Origin of the sequence: Micromonospora sp. RL09-050-HVF-A (genome assembly GCF_019374995.1) — a bacterium.
Taxonomy (GTDB): Bacteria; Actinomycetota; Actinomycetes; order Mycobacteriales; family Micromonosporaceae; genus Micromonospora; species Micromonospora antibiotica.
On the sequence record NZ_JAGKQP010000002.1, the window covers coordinates 5,929,484 to 5,950,742 of the forward strand.

The window sequence follows — 21,259 nt, forward strand, 5'->3', positions numbered from 1 at the left end:
CGGAGGAAAACTGGTGTCCACACAGGACTCGGGACTTGACGACAAGGACGGAGTCGACCGAGATCCGGTGCCCCCGTACGAGCCTCATCGGGTGCCCGTCGGCGTTCTGCGAACGATACGATCCTCCGCCCGGGCACGATCTGATCGACGATCGGAGTGGTGTTGCGACGGAGCGCGCAGGCCGCACAGGCAGAGGTTGTCAGGTTCTGGCGAACCGTGGAGATGTTCAGTCCGCAGAGCGTCGAGCGGGTCAGCCGGGACCGGTTGGTCTTCGCGGTCCAGCCGGGACAGCCGTTGCCGTGGGAGGCGGGTCACGAGCTCTCGCGGTGGAAGCTGCGCCCGAACCAGACGTGGCGACACGTCGTGTATCTGGGCATCCACCGTCTCGACGAACTGTTCGGGGTGCTGTCCCGGATATTCGAACCGGACCCGGACAGCTACGACGAAAGGCCGGCGGGGGAGAGCGCCGTCGTCGCTCTGACGGTCGACGAGCAGGGGCACGTGTTGCTCGACTCGCTGGTGCTGTCGAGCTGCGCCTGGGCGACCGGCCGGTTGGTGCGGGACAGGCGTGCCAGAGGCGACTGGCTCGCGCGGTTCGAGTCCGCCACCGCGGATCTCCACGAGTCGCTTCAGGAGTTGGTGACCGTGACCACCGACGGTACGGAGGACTGTGCGCCGCAGATGGTCCCGCGGGTGGTGGACCACGGCCTGCTCGCCGACTGCCTGCGTCTGGCCCTGGGGGTGGCCGGGATCGGCGCAGCCCTACCCTGTACCGACATCCGGATCAAGAGCCAGATCGTGGCCCGTCGCAACCCGGACAGCGCCGCGGGCCACGCGTTTCTCAACAGCTTCATCATGTACGACCTGGAGCGGGTCGCAGGAAAGATCGCCAAGGGTGAGGTCGGCGTCGCACTGCGCGACTATCTGCAGCCCGAGGCCGATCTCGCCACCGCCGGCCGGGTGGACGTGTGCGACCGTGTCGACGCCGTGTTGGCGGCGACGGCACCAGCGGTGGTGCCGGCGGGGCGGTGGCCCAGCCATCCCGAGCACGCGCTCGCGCTCAACCAGCAGGTGGCCGTCTGCACCGCGCTGGGCATGACCGCCGGGATTCTCGGCGTCAACGGCCCGCCGGGCACCGGCAAGACCACGATGCTGCGCGACCTCGTCGCGGCGCTCGTCGTCGAGCGGGCCCGGCGGCTGGCCGCGCTGACCGATCCGGCCCGGGCGTTCACCGGACGGCAGCTCCGCTGGAGCACAGGACAACGTACGCGGGTCGTCGACGTGTGGCAGCCCGACCTCACGGGCTTCGAGATGGTTGTCGCCTCGGCCAACAACGGTGCCGTGCAGAACGTCACCGACGAGATTCCCGCCGCTGACGCGATCGATGACTCGTGGCGGGAACGGGCGGCGGCGGCCGACTATTTTCCCGACATCGCCACGGCACTGTTGGCCGGTCAGCCGGATGCCGAGCAACCGCAGGTCGGCGAGCGGGCATGGGCCCTGGTCGCGGCGCGGCTGGGGAACAAGGCCAACCGGAGCCGGTTCGTCAACACGTTCTGGTACCACACCCCGGACGAGCCCCGGAAGGGCGCCAGCGACGAGGGCCACATCTGGTCCGGCCTGCTGTCGGTGCTGAAAGGGTACGAGCAGACGGGCCCGGAGGTCCCGTGGTCGACTGCGGTGTCGCGGTTCCGTGCCGCGCAGGCACGGGTCGAGGCGGTGCGTACGAAGCGGGCCGAGGTGTACCGCGACGTCGAGCGCCGGGAGCATCCCGAGCTCCACCTTGCCGAGCTGCGGCACGCCGTGAAGGTGGCGGCGGGTTCGGTCGAGTCGGCACGGCGTCGCCACGGGGTGGCGTTGGACACCGAGCGCGAGCGGGTGGCCGAGGCCGACCGGATCGCGTCGGCCCTCCAGGCCGAGGCCGAACGGGACGCCCGCCGTCGCGCGGCGGCTGCCGACCAGACCCTCGCGACGGCCGAGCGTCAGGTCGAGCACCTGAGCACCGGCCGCAGGGCCACCGCCGAGCGGGCCCTGTGGTCGAGTGAGGCGGAGCTGAGCCGGTGGTTGACCGCGCAGGCGGCGCACCAACGGGTGCGGCCCGGCCCGTGGGAGTGGTTGCGTACCCTCGGCGAGGCACGACGGCGCTGGTCGTACCACGACGGTCAGCTCCTGGCCGGGGTCCGGCAGGCCCAGGTCGCGCTGGACGCGGCCCGGGCGGAGCGGGCTGCCGTGCAGGTGGAGATCGACGTGGTGCAGCGGGCGGTGGACACCGCCCGGCGGCAGGCGGACGAGATCCGACGCATGCTGGCGGCGGGCATACCCAAGCCACGGGTCGATCACGCGCCGCTGACCGCGGCCAGGCGGACGGTGGCGTCGGCGGAACAGGAACTCTCCACGGCCGTCCAGGCCCACCGCGCGGCCGAGGACGCGATCCGGGCGGCCGAGGCCGACCTCTCCACCCTCCAGGCGCGGCTGAGGCGGGCTGCGGGCGCGCTCGGCCGGCACTTTCCCGACCCCGAATGGCACGCCGACCGCCAGCGCCGGGAGTTGGCGGCGCTCTGGACCGACCGGGAGTGGAACGAGGCGCGTAGCGACCTGTTCCTGGCGGCCCTGGCGCTGCACAAAGCGTTCCTGCGACACAACGCCACCCGGCTGCGACGCAACCTGCAGGCCGCGATGGATCTCGTAGGCGGCGACGCCCCCACCGATCTGGCCCCCGATGCGGCGCTGGCGGCCTGGCAGAGCCTCTTCTTCGTGGTGCCGGTGGTGTCCACCACCTTCGCCTCGTACGCCCGGGTGTTCGGTCACCTCGGCAGGGAAGCGCTCGGTTGGTTGCTCATCGACGAGGCCGGGCAGGCGACACCACAGAACGCGGTCGGGGCGCTCTGGCGCACCAGGCGTGCGGTGGTCGTCGGCGACCCGTTGCAACTGGAGCCGATCACCACCCTGCCGTTCCGCACCGAACAGGCGATCCGGACCGAGCAGGCGGTGGACGAGCAGTGGCTGACCAGCCGTACCTCCGTCCAGCGTCTCGCCGACCGGCTCACGCCGTTGGGCACCTGGCTGGACGGTGACGACGACCCGACCTGGGTGGGTGTGCCGCTGACCGTGCACCGGCGCTGCGACCAGCCGATGTTCAACATCGTCAACCAGGTCGCCTACGGCGGTCTGATGATCGATGGCACCGGCACCGGGGCAGCGGACCGCTTCCAGCTCGTCTACCCGACGCTGCCCCCGTCGAAGTGGATCGACGTCGCGGGTACCGGCGCGCAGGGCCACTGGATTCCCGACCAGGGCCGGCAGCTCGACCGTATCCTCGCCACCCTCGCCGAGCTGGACTTCGACATGTCCGAGGTCATGGTGATCGGGCCGTTCCGGGACGTCGCCCGCGAGGTCGGCAGGCGGGCCCGGCGCTATCCCGGTCTGGTCGCCGGCACCGTCCACACGGCACAGGGCAAGCAGGCCGACATCGTCGTGTTGGTGCTCGGCGGTGCGCCGGACCGGGTGGGTGCCCGCCGGTGGGCGTCGAGCAGGCCCAACCTGCTCAACGTCGCGGTGAGCCGGGCCAAGCGCCGGCTCTATGTCATCGGCGACCGGCAGGCATGGTCGCCGTTGCGCTACTTCAAGGTCCTGTCAGCCGAGCTGCCGCGCCAGGACCCGGTTCGGCCCTAGCTGCCCACAGCCGGCACCCGGACGGCCGAAATGCCGTTGCCCGGTGACCGGGGACGGAGCCGGGCACGGTAGCCGTCGGCCTTTTCCGCCTCCCTGATTGCCGTCCGCATGGCGATGGCGGCAGCAATTAAGATCGTCGCATGTCAATTGAATGAATCGATTGACTTGATCTGGACGACACGTAATGTGGGTGACGGTTCGGCCACTCTGGGCCGATCGGCGGCAGGAGACTCTGATGGGTGTGCGACGACGGCGCAGGCCACGACCGGCCACGGTGATCGGGGTGGCCGGCTCTCTCGTGGTGGGGTTGTTGACCACCCAGGCGGGCGTCGGCCCGGCGGCCGCCGCCGCTGATCTCACCCTGACCGTGGACGTGTCCGCCGCCCGGCACCGGATCAGCCCCGACATCTACGGCATGAACGGCGGAGACCCCGCCCTCGTCGCCGAGCTCGACACGCCGGTGGCCCGCTGGGGCGGTAACGCGAGCAGCCGCTACAACTTCAAGAACCACACCTACAACACGGGTAGCGACTGGTACTTCGAGAACATCGTCGCCGGGCCCGACAACACGGTCGAGGCGTTCGTCCAGCGCAACCGGGACCACGGGACGAAACAGGTGGTCGCCGTGCCGTTGATCGGCTGGGTGGCGAAGGACTCGCCCTCGTCGCACCCGTTCGCCTGCGGCTTCCCTGCCACCCGCTTCCCGGAGCAGGACTCGTTCGACCAGTGGGACCCCAACTGCGGCAACGGTCGGCGTGCCGACGCGAACCTGACCGGCGCGGTTCCCACGGACACCTCCATCCCGGCCGGCGCGTCGTTCGCCGGGGAGATGGTGTCCCATCTCGTGAGCCAGTTCGGCCCGGCGGCACGCGGGGGCGTGAAGATCTACGAACTCGACAACGAGCCGGTCCTGTGGAATTCCACCCACCGTGACGTGCATCCCGAGCCGGTGAGCTACGACGAGTTGGGTGGCAAGGGCACCGCGACCGCCGCTGCCATCAAGGCCGCCGACCCGCATGCGGCGGTGCTCGGCCCGTCCGGCTGGGGATACTGCGAGTGGGTGGCGTCCGGTGTGGACGGCTGCGCGCCGGGTGCGGACGCGGCGGCGCACGGCGGGCTCAACCTCTCCCAGTGGTACCTGAAGAACATGAAGGACTTCAGCGACGCCCATGGCGGGAAGCGCTTCCTCGACTACTTCGACCAGCACTACTACCCGCAGATCAGCGGCGGTAAGGACCCGGATGCCAACGCGCTGCGGCTGCGGTCCACCCGGTCGCTGTGGGACCCGACGTACGTCGACGAGTCGTGGATCGGGCCGGGCGGGGTCAACGCGCCGCCGTTGCAGTTCATCCGGCAGATGAAGGCGTGGGTCGCCCAGCACTACCCGGGCACGAAGGTCGCCATCACCGAATACAACTGGGGTGCGCTGGACGACATCAACGGCGCGCTCGCCCAGGCCGACGTCCTCGGCATCTTCGGCCGCGAGGGGCTGGACCTGGCCACGATCTGGGGCGAGCCGAAACCGACCGACCCCGGCGCGTACGCCTTCCGGATGTACCGGAACTACGACGGCGTCGGCAGCAGGTTCGGCGACGTGAGTGTCTCGGCGGTCAGCAGCGACCAGGGGCAGCTCGCGGTCTATGCCGCGCAGCGCTCGTCCGACCGGGCACTGACCGTGATGGTGGTCAACAAGACGGGCGGTGACCTGACGTCCCGGTTGGCGCTCCCCGGCCTCCGCGGCGGGGACCGGGCGCAGCGGTTCACCTACGGCCCGGCCGACCTCACCTCGATCGTCCGGGGTGCGGATCTCCGGGTGACCCGGGGCGGCGTCAGCGCGACATACCCGGCGAACTCCGTGACGCTGCTCGTCCTGCCGCAGCGCCGGCACTGAGCGCCCGCCGCCCTGCGCGGGCCGGCGGCTGACCGCCAGCACAGGACCACCGGGCCAGGCATGCCTATGATCAAGGCCGCAGGCATGTCTGCCCTGGTCCACCGCCCGGTGGAGCTGTCACCCGCGAACGAAGGACGCGCATGGCCCGCCCTTACGAGCCCGGACCGAAGCGGTTCGTCTTCACCGCCGGGGACGGCAGTGACGAACACGTCTCGGTGGGTGACCCGCAGGAGGCGTACCTGGCGTTCTCGGCATTCTTCCGGGGGCGGGACTGCGACACCTACACCATCGAGGACGAGGCGGCGGGGCAGCGCGTGGTGCTCATGCCCCGGGCGGGGGTGATCTCCCGGATCAGGCGCGGGGACCAGCCCCGGTCGGAACACCTTCGGACCGACCGGGCCAACCGCTACCTGCCGGGCGCGATGCTGTTCTTCGAGAACGGGTACGGCGGCCTCGACCGCTTCGGCCAGTGGTTCCCCGACCGCGCCGACCTCGACGCGTCACCGGAGGCCCGGGGCGTGGCCCGCGCCGCCACGTTCGCGACGGAAGCGGCGGCGATCGTGGAGGTCGCCCGGATCTGGGCGGACTCGGGCTGCGTCGACCCGAGCGGCGAGTACCACGTCTTCTTCGAATCGCACGGTGTCGACGACGACCGGGCCGAGCGGGCCGAACTGCTCCAGCTGATCGGGTTCCTCGGTCTCGAACGGGTCGACGCCCCGGCCGGGGCCGCCGGGGGCGAGGTCTGGGTGCGGACCGAACCACGCCTCGACGCCGAGTGCGCCAGGTGGTCGTGAGCACCGGGTGCCGGGTGGGTCGCCAGACGCTGGGGACCTCACCCGGTCGGGTCCAGCCGGTACGGTTCCGAGGGGGTGCGAGCGGTGCGTGAGGTCGTCTTCGCGCGCCGTGGCAGCGGCTGGCTTCCGCAGGTGATCCGTGCGAACGGTGCGCTGGAGCTGACGCTCGCCGCCGGGGCCGACGCCAACCACGAGCCGCGGACGTTCACGGTCCCGATCGGCGAGGCCCATCTCGCGGTGATCCGGGAGGACCTGGCCAGACACCTGCTGCTGTGGAGTGCGCTCCTTCCGCTGTGCGACGCCGCCGGAATCGGGGGCGGGCTCGACGAGGAGGCTGCCGTCGCGCTGCTCGACCCGGTCCTGCTGTCCGCGCCCACGGACGTCGACGCGCTCTTCCGGCGCATCCGGTGGGACCGGAGCCGACTCGTCGCCCATGGTGCCGACATCGACCTCCTGGAGCGCGGTCAGGTCTGCGCGGCGATGCGCGGGGCGTCGGAGCAGCCGGACGAGAGACGCGCCCAGGAGCATCAGGCGGCCCGCCGTCGCGCCGAGCGGGCGGTGGTCCTCGGGCCTCTCGATGCGGGGATCCTGCGGTTCACCGGCCAGTACCTGCACGGCGCGACGTTGCCCCGGCGGCTGCCAGATGCCGTCGACCCCGCCCTGCTGCCCCAGGTCATGGGCGTGATCGCCACTGCGGAGCAGGCGTGCGCCGGGATGCGGATCGGCCTCGATCCGCGTCGGGGGAACCGGGCGACGGACAAGCGCGACTGGGAGCGGATGACGGCGACGGTCGACGCGGCCGTACGCCGGGCGTACCCCGAACTCGTCGCTGACGCGGTGCGGTCGGTGAGTTTCCTGATGTGCTCGGAGGCTGCGGACCGCTCCCGGACCGCGCCGGCTGCCGACGACGAGGCTGCCGACGACCACCCCGGGGGCGACGACAGCGCGCGGAAGACCGCCCTGTCGTTCACCGACGACAAGGGCGGCGAGCAGACGTGGCTGCGGGGCGGCCCCGCACCGCCTCCGCCGCGTTCTGGGACTTCGTCGCCGATCGGTCCGCCGGGGACAACGAGGTGTTCACCATCGAGGACGAGGAGCGGGGCGAGGGGATCCAGCTGCTCTTCTATGCGGACTCCATCGCCCGGATCACGACGGTGCGGCCCGGGGAGGCGGGGTCGGCGCCGCAGTACCGGGTCGAGTACCGCCTGGTCGACGGGATCGGCGGGTACCGGACCCTGGTGGGTGCCTTCGTCCGTGGCGGCTGCGCCGCACTCGACCAGCACGGCCCGTGGACGTCGGATGTCGCCGAGTTCGAACGGTCGCGTCGTGGGCGCGACGACCGGTAGTTCCCGGGGACGTCCACTCCCGCGTCGACAGGGCCGCGACGCCTGGCCCGGCCAGCGGACCTGACGCGGTCGCGACCCGGCTGCCAGGTGGGCCACCGCTGGCGGGCCGACCCGCCGCCCGGTCTCTCGGCTGATCATTGCGGTCACGATTACGCATAGGTGGTTGACAATTGATGGTTGCGGCCTATGGGTCGGACGCATACGCTTCAGGGCAGAATTCCGTGACCACGGGCAAGAGCGGTCGGGTGGTCGGCGGGAGTTCCCTGTGGCGGGGGACTGTCGCCGGTTGATGCCGGTCGCTCACACGTGCACCTTGCCACTGCCGGTCACGGTGTCTCCCAGTAACCCGCCAACGGCCGAGCCCGCCCGGAGCGCCCCCGTCTCCCGGCGCGGCGGCCCATGTTCGCATGGCGGGTTCACTGTCGCACCCCCAGGACGACTGTCCAGCGGACATGTCTGTCGGTGGCCTGCGAAAGGAACGGTACGTGAAACCAGCCCTCTCCACCGCCCGAAGGTCGCTGCTGGCGGGCGTGTTGCTCGTCGCCGCCGCGTTCCCGGCCGTGATCGCGAATCAACTGCCGGCGTCGGCGGCAGTCCAGGAGACCTACTACGTCGCGCCGGACGGCAGCGATGCCAATCCCGGCACGATGCAGTCGCCGTTCCGGACGATGCAACGCGCCCGGGACGTCGTGCGGACAGTGAACGCGAACATGACCGGCGACATCCAGGTCTACCTGCGGGGTGGCCGGTATCCGGTGACCAGCACCATCGAGTTCGGCGCGGCCGACTCCGGCAGCAACGGCTACCGGGTCAGCTATTCCGCCTACCCCGGCGAGACCCCGGTGCTCGACGGCGGTGTGCCGGTGACCGGGTGGACCCAGCACAGCGGGAACATCTGGAAGGCCCCGCTGGACCGGGCCAACAAGCTGCGCGCGCTCTACGTCAACGACAAGCGGGCGTTCATGGCGTCGAAGACGGTCGGCTCGGCGGGCTGCTACGGGACTTACAACATCACGGCCGGGCAGGCGGCGTGGGCCTGGGAGTCGGGCTCGCAGTGCGACGGCGCGAAGTACAACCTCAACGACTTTCCGGCCGTCGCCCGCAACGCCGACGACATCGAGATCGAGACGGCGACCACCTGGACCACCGCCATCGTCGGGGTACGCCAGGTCACCTCCGACGGGGCGAACCGGGTGGCGCTGTTCCAGCAGCCGGGTGCCGCCATCGCCCAGGGCGCGTTCAACGGCAACGCCCAGGCCGGCGGCAGCCACAAACTGATGAACGCCTACGAGTTCCTGGACGCGCCGGGTGAGTTCTTCTTCGACAAGGGCAGCAGGACCCTCTACTACTACAAGAGCAGCGCCGAGAACATGACGACCGCGTCGGTGTTCGCGCCGAACAATGTGACCACCCTGCTGCGGGTCGCCGGCACGTCGACGAGCAACCACGCCCGCAACCTCACGTTCGCCGGGCTCACCGTGCAGCACTCCGACTGGAACCTGTTCACCGTCGCCGGCTCGTCGTACAAGCAGGCGCAGCAGGGCAACCTCGGCGCGCAGGCGTACGCGAAGCGGAACTTCCACGACTACTACTACCGCAACGTCGACGTCACCCCGGGCATGATCCAGGTGGAGAACGCCGACGGCATCCTGCTCAACCGTAACCGCATCCAGCACAGCGGCGCGGACGGCGTCAACATGGTCAACGACGTGCAGGGCACCCAGTTGACCGGGAACTTCACCAACGACATCGCGGGTTCCGCGATCACCGTCGGACATCCCCAGCACGTCTACATCGGCGACGGGACGTCGACCAACCGGGAGAAGTGGCTGCCGCAGGTCGAGGGGCTGCCGAAGAACATCGACATCAAGAACAACTACCTGTACGACAGCGCGGTGCTGTTCAACGGGCACAGCCCCATCTCGGCGTACTTCGTGGACACCCTGACGATCCAGCGCAACCGGATCGAGAAGTCGCCGTGGTCGGGTATCACGCTCGGCTGGGGCTGGTGGAACTTCGACGGGTCATCGGGCTCGATCGCGCCGAACCGGCCCACCACGACGGCCCGGAACAACACCATCAGCTACAACCACATCATCGACACGGTGCAGCGGCTCAGCGACACCGCACCCATCTACACGTTGGGCGCGCAGCCGGGGACGACGATCACCAACAACTATCTCCAGGGTGTGCCGTCCGGGCACAAGTACGGCCTGCACCCGGACGAGGGTTCGGCGTACATCACCTTCCGCGACAACGTGCTGAGCGTGGACAAGAACATCACCTGGATGATCAACTCAGACGACTTCGGGCGCAAGCACGACCTGAGCATCACCCAGATCTACGGCCCGATCAACAAGGTGTCCAACAAGAACCTGCCCAACAGCACGGTCAGCGACATCCTGGTCTCCTCCGACTATGTCTGGCCGGCGCAGGCGTACGGCATCGCCGCCGCCTCGGGGCTGGAGGACGCGTACCGTGACATCGTCCCGGCGGGCAACCTCTCCCTGCCGAACCACGTCCTGCCGGCCAGCACCTTCGTCACCAGCTCGACGGCGTCGATCCCGATCCGCAGCACCGGTGACGCCGCCAGGACGGTCTGGCTCGCCCCTGCCGGCACGACCACCTTCACCGCCGGTCCGACGATGACCCGGGCGACGGGCACCGCCACGTCCATCGCGGTGCCCGCCAACCAGGGTGAGTACCGGCTGTTCGTGGTGGACGCGCAGGGCAACCGGTCGGCCGAGTCCAGCTCGCTGGTCCGGCAGCAGGGCACCGGCAGTGGCCAGCAGGGTGGGCGTCTGGTGGGCGGCCAGTCCGGCCGCTGCGTGGACGTACCCAACGCCAGCACCACCAACGGCACGCAGGTGCAGTTGTGGGACTGCGCGGGTGGCGTCGGCCAGCAGTGGACCTACTCCGCCGGCAGGCAGCTGACCGTGTACGGCAACAAGTGCCTGGACGCGAGCGGTGCGGGCACGTCCAACGGCACCGCCGTCATCATCTGGGACTGCCACGGCGGGGCCAACCAGCAGTGGAACCTCAACGCCAACGGCACCCTGACCAACGGCCAGTCGGGGTTGTGCCTCGACGCGAACGGCGCGGCCACCGCCAACGGCACGAAGATCATCCTCTGGTCGTGCAACGGCGGCACCAACCAGCAGTGGAGCCTGCGCAACTGACCGGGCGTTCCCCGGGGCCGGGTGACGCCGGCCCCGGGGGCACCGGACCCGTCGTGGGCGTCGGGGAACTGTGCGTGTGGCCTGCGGTTCGTCGCCGTCGGGTGGACGTTCCCGGGTGGCAACCCGCTCGACACAGCATTGACATATTTCACTTTCCGACCTAGGGTCTTGCCGAATCGATTCGACGTCGAGCCCGGTGCTCCGGCACCGGCGGTCGACCGGGTGGCGTCCGGGCGGGCGCGATGTGGCCACCGATCGGTTCGACGACCAGTCGGTCCTGCCTGGGCAGCGGAACCAGCGGCTGGCAGCCGCGGCGATGAGCCAGCCGGCGCGGTGAGCGCATCGAGTGTCTTCCGGTGTTCCGTCCTTGGCGGGTGCGGTCAGCGGGATCGGTCGGGCGCGACACGTCGGGATCGCCGTCGACTACATACCTGAAGCAGTGCAGGCTGAGTGGCAGGAGCCCCATCATGACCAGGCGCAGACCCATCCTTGGTTCCCTAGCGGCGGCGGCGGCCCTCGTCGTGACCGTCGGCGCGACGGCACTCGCCGGTGGCCTCACCACCACGGCCGCCGCCGCCGACGTCTCGGCGGCGGCGGCGACCGCCGGGTGCGGCAAGGCCCCCACCCTGACCAGCGGCCAACGGTCGATCCAGAGCAGCGGCCAGAACCGCAGCTTCATCCTCCGGATCCCCGACAACTACGACCGCAACCACCAGTACCGGTTGATCTTCGGCTTCCACTGGAACGGCGGCACCGCCAACGACGTCGACGGGGGCGGGTCGGACGGGGCCGCCTGGTCCTACTACGGGCTGCGCCAGCAGGCGAACAACAGCACCATCTTCGTGGCCCCCCAGGGCAACGGCAACGGCTGGGCCAACCCCGGCGGCCAGGACGTCACCTTCGTCGACGACATGGTCCGGCTGATCGAGAACGACCTGTGCGTCGACACGACGCAGTTGTTCGCGCTGGGCTTCAGCTACGGCGGCGGGATGAGCTACTCGCTGGCCTGCTCCCGGGCGAACGTCTTCCGGGCCGTCGCGGTCTACTCCGGCGGGCAGCTCAGCGGGTGCAGCGGCGGCGGCCAGCCGATCGCCTACATGGGCATCCACGGCATCGGGGACCCGGTGCTCAACGTCTCGGCCGGCCGGTCCCTGCGGGACACCTTCGTGCGCAACAACGGGTGTACGGCGCAGAGCCCGCCCGAGCCGCGCGCCGGGAGCCTGACCCACATCACCACCACCTACTCGGGCTGCCGCTCCGGCTACCCGGTGGTGTGGGCGGCGTTCGACGGCGGGCACACCCCCGGCCCGGTCGACGGTGGCGGCGACAGCGGTGCCCGGACCTGGACCAAGGGTGAGGTGTGGCGGTTCTTCACCCAGTTCGACAGCACCACCCCGACGCCGACCCCGACGGTGACGCCGACCGGCAACCCGACCACCCCGCCGCCGTCCGGCACGGGCGCGGTGCGCAACTCGTCCTCCGGGCGCTGCCTGGACGTCAACGGTGGTACGCAGACCAACGGCGCGGCGGCGATCATCTGGGACTGCCACGGGCAGGCCAACCAGAGCTGGACCTCGACGGCCGCCCAGGAGCTGCGGGTCTTCGGCGGCAAGTGCCTGGACGTCAACGGCGCGGCCACCGCCAACGGCAGCTCGGTGATCATCTGGGACTGCAACGGCCAGGCCAACCAGCGCTGGCGGTTCAACGCCGACGGCACGATCACCGCCGTCGGCTCGGGCCGCTGCCTGGACGTGGTCGGCAACGGTACGGCCAACGGCACGCGTACCCAGATCTGGGACTGCAACGGCGCCGCCGGCCAGCGGTGGAGCCGGAGCTGAGCCCGGCGGACGTCGACGGAGGGCGGCGGTAGACCGAGCGTAACCCCGGTGGGATCTCGCATTGATCGCATTCAATGCATAGGGTCACTGCTGTACGCGGTGGGCCGATGGAGGCCCGCCGGGGCGACGCTGCCCTCATCGTGCACGAATCGACGTTTTTCTGGGGAGAACAGAGCATGGAGCAACGACAGAACAGTCGTCTGTGGGCCCGATGGCGGCGAGCGGCCCGCAGCACGGTCACCGCGGCGGCGGTGTCCCTCGGGGTGGCCGCGCTCGCGGTGGGATTCTCGGCGGGTGCCGCCGTCGCGGGCGTCGGGGGGTCGCGACGAACGCGGCGTTCGCCGCCGCGCCGGTCGCCCAGGTCACTGCGGGTGACCTGCACACCTGTGCGATCCGTACCGACGGGACGCTCTGGTGCTGGGGTGACAACTACGGTGGCAAGCTCGGTGACGGGACCACCACCAACCGGACCGGCCCGGTGCAGGTCGGCACCGCCACCACCTGGTCGCGGGTCGACGCGGGCACCAGCCACAACTGCGCGATCCGCACCGACGGCACGCTGTGGTGCTGGGGCGGCAACTACAGCGGGCAGCTCGGTGACGGGACCACCACGAGCCGGAGCACCCCGGTGCAGGTCGGCACCGCCACCACCTGGGCCGGCGTCAGCGCCGGTGCCAACCACACCTGTGCCGTCCAGACCACCGGCACCCTGTGGTGCTGGGGCCTGAACCGCAACGCGCAGCTGGGCGTCGGCACCTCCCCGTCGCGGGCCACCAGCCCGGTGCAGGTGGGTACGGGGACCACCTGGGCCAGCGTCACCACCGGCTACGCGCACAGCTGTGCCGTGCAGACCGGCGGCACGCTGTGGTGCTGGGGTGACAGCACGGACGGGCAGCTCGGTGTCGGCATCCTGGGTTACCGGGCGACCCCGGCGCAGGTGGGCACCGCGAGCACGTGGACCGGCGTGACGGCCGGCCACGCGCACACCTGCGCGGTGCAGTCCGGTGGCACGCTGTGGTGCTGGGGCGAGAACGGGTACGGCCAGGTGGGTGGCGGCACCGGTGTCCAGACCAGTCCGATCCAGGTCGGCACCGCCACCACCTGGACCGGGGTCGTGGCGAGCGTCGACTCGTCGTGCGCGCTGCGTACCGACGGTGGCCTGTGGTGCTGGGGCAACAACGGGTTCGGGCAGTTGGGTGACGGCACCACCACCCACCGGTCCGCCCCGGTCCGGGTCGGCACCGCGACCACCTGGACGCAGAACCTGGGCGTCAGCTACCACAGCTGCGGCGTCCGCACCGACGGTGGCCTGTGGTGCTGGGGCAACAACATGTCCGGGCAGTTGGGTGACGGCACCACCACCCACCGGTCGACCCCGGCGCAGCTGGTCCTGTAGGACCGGCTGAACCGGAAGCGCCGATGCCGCGCCGCCGACCCGTACCGCCGTCGATCCGGTGGCGTCCGGGTCGGCGGCGTGTCCCGTTTTCCCACCCGTCACAGCAGAGTCCATACATCTGATCTATTCGGGATTCCCAGGTGGGTGCGGTGCGGGTGAGTATGGACTATTTCCCTCCGAACAGGACGTTGACCGGTAAGCGCTGCGGTGCCTAACATACGACGTCTTTATCATTGATGTTCGCCGATTTCCGTGCTGCGCGGGGTGCGACAGTTCGACGTGTGCCGTACCGCTTCGAGGTCGGAGACCGGCTGGGGAGGCGAGTCACATGTTCAGTGCACGCAGCCGTCGACACGACGGCGAGCCACGCCGCAGACCGGGGCGCAGCGCGTGGCGTCCGCGTCGGTTGACCGCATCGGTGCTGGGAGTGGTGGTGACGGCGGCGGCGGTGCTGACCGGCTTCGCCGCACCCGCACAGGCGGCGACCGCCATCACGATCAACGGCGGGTCCGGCGGGCGGGCGCTGGACGGCATCGGCGCGGTCAGCGGCGGCGGTGGCAACAGCCGGCTGCTGGTCGACTACCCCGAGCCGCAGCGCAGCGACATCCTGGACTACCTGTTCAAGCCGGGCTACGGCGCGGCGATGCAGCTGATGAAGGTGGAGATCGGCGGCGACACCAACTCCACCTCCGGCGCCGAGCCCAGCCACGAGCACACCCGGGGCAGCATCAACTGCAACCGGGGCTACGAGTGGTGGCTGATGGAGCAGGCTCGTACCCGTAACCCCAACATCGCCCTGGTCGGCCTGGCCTGGGGTGCGCCGGGCTGGATCGGCAACGGCAACTTCTGGTCCACCGACTCCATCGACTACCTGGTGGCCTGGCTGGACTGCGCGGGCACCCACGGGCTGACCATCAACTACCTGGGCGGGTGGAACGAGAAGGGCTACAACACCACCTGGTACAAGAACCTGCGCTCCACCCTCAACGCCCGTGGCTACAGCAGCGTCAAGATCGTCGCCTCGGACGACTTCGGCTGGGGCGCGGCCGACGACTCGCTGCGCGACCCGGCCTTCGGCAACGCCGTGCAGGTCTTCGGCAGCCACTACGTCTGCGGCTACCGCAGCGCCCAGACCAACTGCCCCAGCTCCAACAACGCCGTGTCCACCGGCAAGTCCCTGTGGGCCAGCGAGAACGGCTCCGACGACTACAACGCGGGTGCGCAGGCGCTCGCCCGCGGCATCAACCGGGGCTACCTCGACGGCAAGATGACCGGCTACATCAACTGGCCGGTCATCGCCGCCATCACCCCCAACATCCCGTGGGCGACCACGGGCGTGGCGGTGGCCCAGCAGCCCTGGTCCGGCGCCTACTCGATCGGCAAGAACGCCTGGGTGATGGCGCAGACCACCCAGTTCACCGCACCGGGCTGGCGCTACCTCGACGCGTCGAGCGGGTACATCGGCGGCAACCGCAACAACGGCAGCTACGTCTCGCTGAAGTCCACCAACAACAGCGACTACAGCACCATCGTCGAGACGATGGACGCCGGTGGCGCGCAGACCCTCGACTTCACCGTCGCCGGCGGCCTGTCCACCGGCACGGTACGGGTCTGGTCGACGAACGTGCGCTCCAACAACACCGCCGACCACTTCGTGCGGGGCAGCGACATCACCCCGAACGGCGGGCGCTTCTCGCTCACCGTCCAGCCCGGCTACGTCTACAGCATCACCACCACCAACGGGCAGGGCAAGGGCACCGCGACCAGCCCGGCGCAGGGCAACCTGAAGCTGCCGTACGCCGACACCTTCGACTCGTACGCCACCGGCCGCGAGGCGCGGTACCTGATGGACCAGCAGGGCTCGTTCGAGGTCGTCGGGTGTGCCGCCGGCCGCACCGGGCAGTGCGTGCGCCAGATGTCCGAGCAGGCCCCGATCTACTGGACCTCCGGGCAGGCCGAGCCGTACACCCTGCTGGGCGACCTGACCTGGCGCAACTACACGGTCTCCTCCGACGTGCTGCTGGAGAAGTCCGGCTACGCGCAGCTCATCGGGCGCGGCAACACCTACAACCACCAGGGCCCGCAGAACATGAACGGGTACTACTTCCGGGTCACCGACGGCGGGGCCTGGTCGATCCGCAGCAACAACACCAGCGGCAACTGGCGCACCCTGGCCAGCGGAAACACCTCGGCGCTGGGCACCGGGCGGTGGCACAACCTGTCGTTCACGCTCAACGGCAGCACCCTGACCGCCGCCATCGACGGCACCACCGTCGGCACGGCCACCGACTCCACCTGGGTCGCCGGCCAGATCGGGTACGGCACCGGCCAGGGCGTCACCGCCCAGTTCGACAACCTCTCGGTGACCGCCGTCGGCAGCCCCGGAACCCCGACGGGTGAGATCCGGGGCGCGGGTTCGAACCGGTGCCTGGACGTCAACGGGGCCAGCCAGACCGACGGCGCGGTGGTGCAGATCTGGGACTGCAACGGCGGCGCCAACCAGCGCTGGTCGCTCAGCTCCACCAACCAGCTCACCATCTACGGCAACAAGTGCCTCGACGTGCCGAGCGCCGCATCCGGGACCCGGGCCCGGATCTGGAGCTGCACCGGTGGCACCAACCAGCAGTGGCGGCTCAACGCCGACGGCACCATCGTCGGGGTCGCCTCGGGGCTGTGCCTGGACATCAACGGCGGGGCCACCGCCAACGGCTCCGCCGTCCAGCTCTGGACCTGCAACGGCGGCACCAACCAGCAGTGGATACGCGGCTGACCAGCCACACCTGACGCACCAGGCGGGCGGCCCCGGTGGCACCGGGGCCGCCCGCCGTCGCGTGCGCTCAGGAACTGGTCGGGGTCAGGCCGTTCGACAGCTGACCGTGGGCCAGGTCCAGTTGCCGTTCGCCATGATGGTGATGCCGAAGTTGTTGCCGTTGCCGTTCGGCCTGGCGGTGACGGTGCCGGTGGTGCCGCTGACCGAGGCGTTCCAACTGTTCTGGATGCTCTGGCCGCCGTTCAGCCCGAGGCTGACCACCCAGTTGCTGGTGCCGCTGACCGCGACGTTGAGGTTGAACCGGTCACCCCACTGCTCGGCGGCCGAGAGCACCGCGGTGCAGTTGCCGCCGGCGGGCGGGGTGGTCGGGTTGCCGGTCGGCCCGCTGGTGGGGGTGGGGTTGCTGCCGCCACCCTCGCGGACGGTGATGTCGGAGCTGCCCTGGCTCTGGTAACCCTCGGTCGCCATGATCTGGTAGCTGTGGTTGGTGCCGAGGTTCAGGCCGGCGCGGGCCCAGGCGTCGAAGTGGTTGGCGGTGGTGATGGTGCCGCTGCTGCGCTTCTGCTGCCGGACGCTCCAGTACTGGTAGAACGTCTGGTTGCCGTCGATCGACGGGGCGTTGACCCGCAGGCTGCGCAGGATGTCGTAGGTGCCGCCGTCGGTGGTCACCGTGCCCATCCGGGTGGCGCCGCTGCTCGGGTTGTAGCTGCCGAAGTTCTCCACCACGTAGTACTCGATGAGCGGGTTGCGGGTCCAGCCGTACAGGGCCAGGTAGGTGTTGTTGTTGCCCGGGTTGTAGCTGCCCGAGTAGCTGACCGTCCGCCGGGTGCCGGTGGCCCAGCCCTTACCGCCGACCCAGTTGTTGGTGCTGCGGTCCCAACTGCTGCTGTAGCGGCCGTCGGCGCGCAGCGTCATGCTGGCGTTGCCGCTGTCCTTCCAGAACGAGAAGAAGTAGCCGTTGTGCGTGCCGGTGAGGTTGGAGGTGAGGGTCCGGTCGTTCTCCGCGTACGCGTTGGGCGAGGCGATGAACGTGCCGGTGACGGCGAGCGCCGCGGCGCACGCGGCGCTGAGCAGCAGCCGCAGGCGACCGCTCCTTCGCGGTCGGGTCGAGGTGTCGCTCATGTACGTGTTCCTCCTCGTGACAGCTGGCGGACGCCAGCGACGCGGTACGACCCGGTGGACTGTCCGTGGCCAGGTACGGCAGCCGGCCATGCGGTGGGTGTCACCACGCGGTGGTGGGCCGGTCGTCCAGCAGAACCGGGGGGACGGGTCGCGGTGGGTGGTGTCGACAGCATCGAGTGCCGTCGATGGCGACGGTAGGGTGTCGATGCTCCACCTGTCAACAAGTTTCGGAAATCTTCCCGAAACATCGTCCCGAGCGGCGGCCGGACGCGGGGCGGATTTCGACGGGTTGACGTCGGCTGTCACCGAGATGGGCCCGCGGAGGGCAGGTATTAATTCGACCTCAACGGGGCCACCTCCCCTGTATACCCGAAACTTTCGGGAACCACCAGCCGGGGCGAACGCGAGACCGCCCGCCCACCCGGCCCGGGGTCGCGGGCGGGTGGACGGGCGGTCGGTGACGCGGCCGGCGCCGGGCGGTCAGATCACCATCGACGGCAGGGGCCAGCGGCGCAGCCGGTGCGGCAGCCACACCAGCAGCTCGCCGATCTTCGTGACCAGGCCCTCCCCGCCGAAGTCCCGGGCGATGGAGAGGTCGACCCCGGTGACGGCGGCACCGTCCAGCAACTGGTCGAGCACCGTCAGGTAGGCCGGATCGTCGATGGTCAGCAGGTTCAACCGACCGGAGCGGCGGTCCCGCACCTGGACGAACCCCGGGCCCCGACGGTAGGTGCACTTGTCGAAGTAGAAACCCTTTACCCAGGCGTCGAGCTGTGCGACCGGGTCGCCCTCGCCCCCCGGCGCGGGGAGCAGCTCGACCGGCGCCCGCAGGTGGCTGTACGGGAGCCACTCGTCGGCCTCGACGCCGGGCAGCCGCAGCCGCCAGTCCACGGCGATACCGTGGCTGGTCAGCTCCCGGACCAGCACCAGCCGGCGGACCGTGTCGACGGCCGTCGCGTCGTCCCCGGTGACCGTCAGGTCCACCGCGTCGGGAAGGTCGACCCGACGGACCCCCGCAGAACGCCAGCGGGCGACCGCGTCGGCGGCCGGCTCACGCAGCTCGGCCGGACCGATGGTCATGCCGGGGATGGACAGGACGGCCGGGTCGTGGTCCCGGGCGAGACCGACCAGGATGGGCCGCAGACCGGCGTCGGTGGTGGACACGTTCCCTCCCCTCAGACCGCGCTGAGCGCGGCCGGCTCGCCCGCCTCGGCGGCGGCCCTGGTCTCGGCGGCTTCGCGTTCCAGGTGCAGGTGGTCGATGCGCAGCAGATCCTGGTTCATGGCCTGCGGGGCGATCTGGATGAACTGCCCGGCGTCCTCGTAGACCAGGCCGAGACCGCGCCAGCGCCACAGCAACGCCGAAAGGACCGGCTCGTCGACCGACAGCCGCCGGGCCAGCGCGCTGACGCTGTGCGGCTGGTCGAGCTGCCGGAACACGGCCACCTCCACCGGGTCGGTCAGCCGCAGGACGTGCCAGTCGAAGTGCCTGCGTCGGCTGACCAGCACGATCTCGTCGCCGAGGTCGTGGTGGGTGAGCCGGCTGCGGGCGTACTCGTGCTGCCACTGCGTGACCGCCCGGTCCAGCCGGTCGGCCGTCTCGCCGCCGATGCCCTGCGGCGGTACGTCGAACAGGTACGCCAGGTCCATCAGCTCCGACTCGGGCAGGTCGTAGATCAGCCGGTACTGCGCCGCCGGCCGCAGGTCGGTGAAGCCGAGTTCGGGGCGGACGAAGAAGGGGCTGAACCGCTCGATGGCGATGCGGGTGCTCCCGTCGGCCGGGCACAGGTGGTGCAGCGCCGGCATCTGCGCGATCACCGGCAGGTAGTCGTCCTCGGTCTCGCCGGGGAACCCGTACAGGTAGTTCCAGGCGATGGTGATCCCGCTGGTCTCGGCGTCACGCAGCATCCGGATGTTGAGGCAGCCGCTGACCCCCTTGTCCATCAGCTTGAGCACCCGGCTGTTGAGGCTCTCGATGCCGGGCTGCACGCTGACCAGACCGGCGTCGGCCAGCGCCTGCACCTGCGGGCCCTTCATGTTCGACTTGATCTCGTACTGCAACCGCAGGTCGTAGTCGGATTCGGTGAGCCGGGGCAGCAGCGAGGTCACGTAACTCATGTCGAGGATGTTGTCCACGACGAACATGTCCAGGACCTGGTGCCGCTCGACCAGTTCGATGATCTCGTCGTAGAACCTGCCCGGGTGCTTGCTGCGGAACTGCATGAACGATCCGTTGAGGCCGCAGAACGTGCAGTGGTGCTTCTCGCCCCACCAGCAGCCCCGGGCGCCCTCGACGACCAGCCGGGGCTCGACCCAGTGCTGCGCCCGGGACGCGGCCAACCGCTCGAAGTAGCCCGCGTAGTCCGGGGCGACGATCTCGGCCGGGGGCAGGGGTGTGGTGCTCATCGGATTCGCCACGGACCGGCCGTCCGGGCCGCCCCAGCACAGCCCTTCGATGTCGGCGAGCCCGCCCGCCGGCTCCGCCCCGCCGGCCGCCGGCCGGGCCGGGTCGAGCGCGGCGAGCAGCCGGGGGAACGCGGTCTCGCCCTCACCCCGGACCACGAAGTCGACGAACGAGAAGTTGCGGTGGATCGCGGCACCCTGCTCACCGTCGCAGTTCGCGCCGCCCATGACCGTACGGATGCCGGGTGACCGCTTCTTGATCGCCCGGGCGGTGGCGAGGGCGGCGGCGTTCTGCTGGAACGTGGAGGTGAAGCCGACGACGTCCGGTGCCTGGGCGACGATCCGGTCGGCCAGTTCCGCGACGAACTCCGGGGCCAGCCGGTGCAGCTCCAGGTTGAGCGCGAGTTCCCGCTCGGTCATCTGGGTCCGGACCCGGTCGGTGAACTCCTGCACCCGCCATTGGGGATCGTCGTACAGGGCCGAGGAGAAGACCCAGTCACCACAGCCCGCGAAATAGGTGAACAGCGAATAGTAGTAGTAGTCGCTCAATCCGAACTCGGTCCGGTCGACCACCCAGTCGACGAAGTCGAGATTCGCGTGGACGGCCTCCACTTCGGCGTCCGGCATTTTCTGCCGGACGCTGTTGGTGAGGATTCCAATCGCCAACGAAGGGACGTCGATGGAAGTCCATGGCATATTGACCAGCATGACCCGCACGTAACCTCTCCTCTCTCGTGAGCTGTTCGGACCGGATGACGGATACGGGGTGGGGCCACCTGCCCGGGCGGGTGGCCCCACCCCGTACGGCCGCTAGAAGCTGACCTTGACCGTGACCGTGACCGTGACGTT

At 70.1% G+C, this 21,259-nt stretch carries 10 protein-coding genes and 1 pseudogene; 8 read left to right on the forward strand and 3 right to left on the reverse strand.

Translation table 11 applies throughout. The features are described 5' to 3' along the window. Positions 1-222 precede the first annotated feature (222 nt). From J7462_RS26350 to J7462_RS26385, 8 genes and pseudogenes are all read left to right on the forward strand, one after another. Positions 223-3,672 (forward strand): ATP-binding protein, encoded by a 3,450-nt coding sequence (locus tag J7462_RS26350; protein ID WP_255599066.1) that lies wholly within the window; start codon positions 223-225, stop codon positions 3,670-3,672. A 283-nt stretch (positions 3,673-3,955) separates the two neighbouring features. Then, positions 3,956-5,563 (forward strand): glycoside hydrolase family 44 protein, encoded by a 1,608-nt coding sequence (locus J7462_RS26355; protein ID WP_308291039.1) that lies wholly within the window; start codon positions 3,956-3,958, stop codon positions 5,561-5,563. A 140-nt stretch (positions 5,564-5,703) separates the two neighbouring features. Continuing rightward, entirely contained in the window at positions 5,704-6,357 is a 654-nt protein-coding gene (locus tag J7462_RS26360; RefSeq protein WP_219467923.1) for a hypothetical protein, read from the forward strand. Positions 6,358-6,489: 132 nt separating this feature from the next. Continuing rightward, positions 6,490-7,703 (forward strand): annotated as a pseudogene (locus J7462_RS26365) (DUF6357 family protein). Positions 7,704-8,278: 575 nt separating this feature from the next. After that, positions 8,279-10,882 carry an RICIN domain-containing protein gene (locus J7462_RS26370; RefSeq protein ID WP_374197592.1) on the forward strand — a complete coding sequence of 868 codons (2,604 nt, stop codon included), beginning with the start codon at positions 8,279-8,281 and terminating at the stop codon, positions 10,880-10,882. 467 nt (positions 10,883-11,349) lie between these two features. Next, positions 11,350-12,720: a ricin-type beta-trefoil lectin domain protein gene (locus J7462_RS26375; protein WP_219467931.1), complete on the forward strand. Its 1,371-nt coding sequence runs from the start codon at positions 11,350-11,352 to the stop codon at positions 12,718-12,720. Positions 12,721-12,931: 211 nt separating this feature from the next. Beyond that, on the forward strand, positions 12,932-14,116 hold the full coding sequence (locus J7462_RS26380) for an RCC1 domain-containing protein (RefSeq protein WP_255597911.1): 1,185 nt from the start codon (positions 12,932-12,934) through the stop codon (positions 14,114-14,116). Positions 14,117-14,444: 328 nt separating this feature from the next. Then, positions 14,445-16,886 (forward strand): ricin-type beta-trefoil lectin domain protein, encoded by a 2,442-nt coding sequence (locus J7462_RS26385; RefSeq protein WP_219467934.1) that lies wholly within the window; start codon positions 14,445-14,447, stop codon positions 16,884-16,886. Between the two features lie 84 nt (positions 16,887-16,970). On the opposite strand, the gene J7462_RS26390 is transcribed toward J7462_RS26385, so the two are convergent. The 3 genes from J7462_RS26390 to J7462_RS26400 form a co-directional block, all read right to left on the reverse strand. Continuing rightward, entirely contained in the window at positions 16,971-18,008 is a 1,038-nt protein-coding gene (locus tag J7462_RS26390; protein ID WP_219467937.1) for a glycoside hydrolase family 11 protein, read from the reverse strand. Positions 18,009-18,488: 480 nt separating this feature from the next. Beyond that, on the reverse strand, positions 18,489-19,172 hold the full coding sequence (locus J7462_RS26395) for a DUF5825 family protein (RefSeq protein WP_219467941.1): 684 nt from the start codon (positions 19,170-19,172) through the stop codon (positions 18,489-18,491). Positions 19,173-19,183: 11 nt separating this feature from the next. Next, positions 19,184-21,118, reverse strand: coding sequence for a RiPP maturation radical SAM C-methyltransferase (locus tag J7462_RS26400; RefSeq protein ID WP_255599068.1), 1,935 nt, complete (start codon positions 21,116-21,118; stop codon positions 19,184-19,186). Between the last annotated feature and the right edge of the window lie 141 nt (positions 21,119-21,259).

What these genes read in the sequence shown, in the direction of transcription:
- J7462_RS26350 (WP_255599066.1), top strand. Translation starts at nt 223, where the DNA reads ATGTTCAGTCCGCAGAGCGTCGAGCGGGTCAGCCGGGACCGGTTGGTC.
- J7462_RS26360 (WP_219467923.1), top strand. Translation starts at nt 5,704, where the DNA reads ATGGCCCGCCCTTACGAGCCCGGACCGAAGCGGTTCGTCTTCACCGCC.
- J7462_RS26375 (WP_219467931.1), top strand. Translation starts at nt 11,350, where the DNA reads ATGACCAGGCGCAGACCCATCCTTGGTTCCCTAGCGGCGGCGGCGGCC.
- J7462_RS26380 (WP_255597911.1), top strand. Translation starts at nt 12,932, where the DNA reads ATGGCGGCGAGCGGCCCGCAGCACGGTCACCGCGGCGGCGGTGTCCCT.
- J7462_RS26385 (WP_219467934.1), top strand. Translation starts at nt 14,445, where the DNA reads ATGTTCAGTGCACGCAGCCGTCGACACGACGGCGAGCCACGCCGCAGA.
- J7462_RS26390 (WP_219467937.1), bottom strand. Translation starts at nt 18,008, where the DNA reads ATGAGCGACACCTCGACCCGACCGCGAAGGAGCGGTCGCCTGCGGCTG.
- J7462_RS26400 (WP_255599068.1), bottom strand. Translation starts at nt 21,118, where the DNA reads ATGCTGGTCAATATGCCATGGACTTCCATCGACGTCCCTTCGTTGGCG.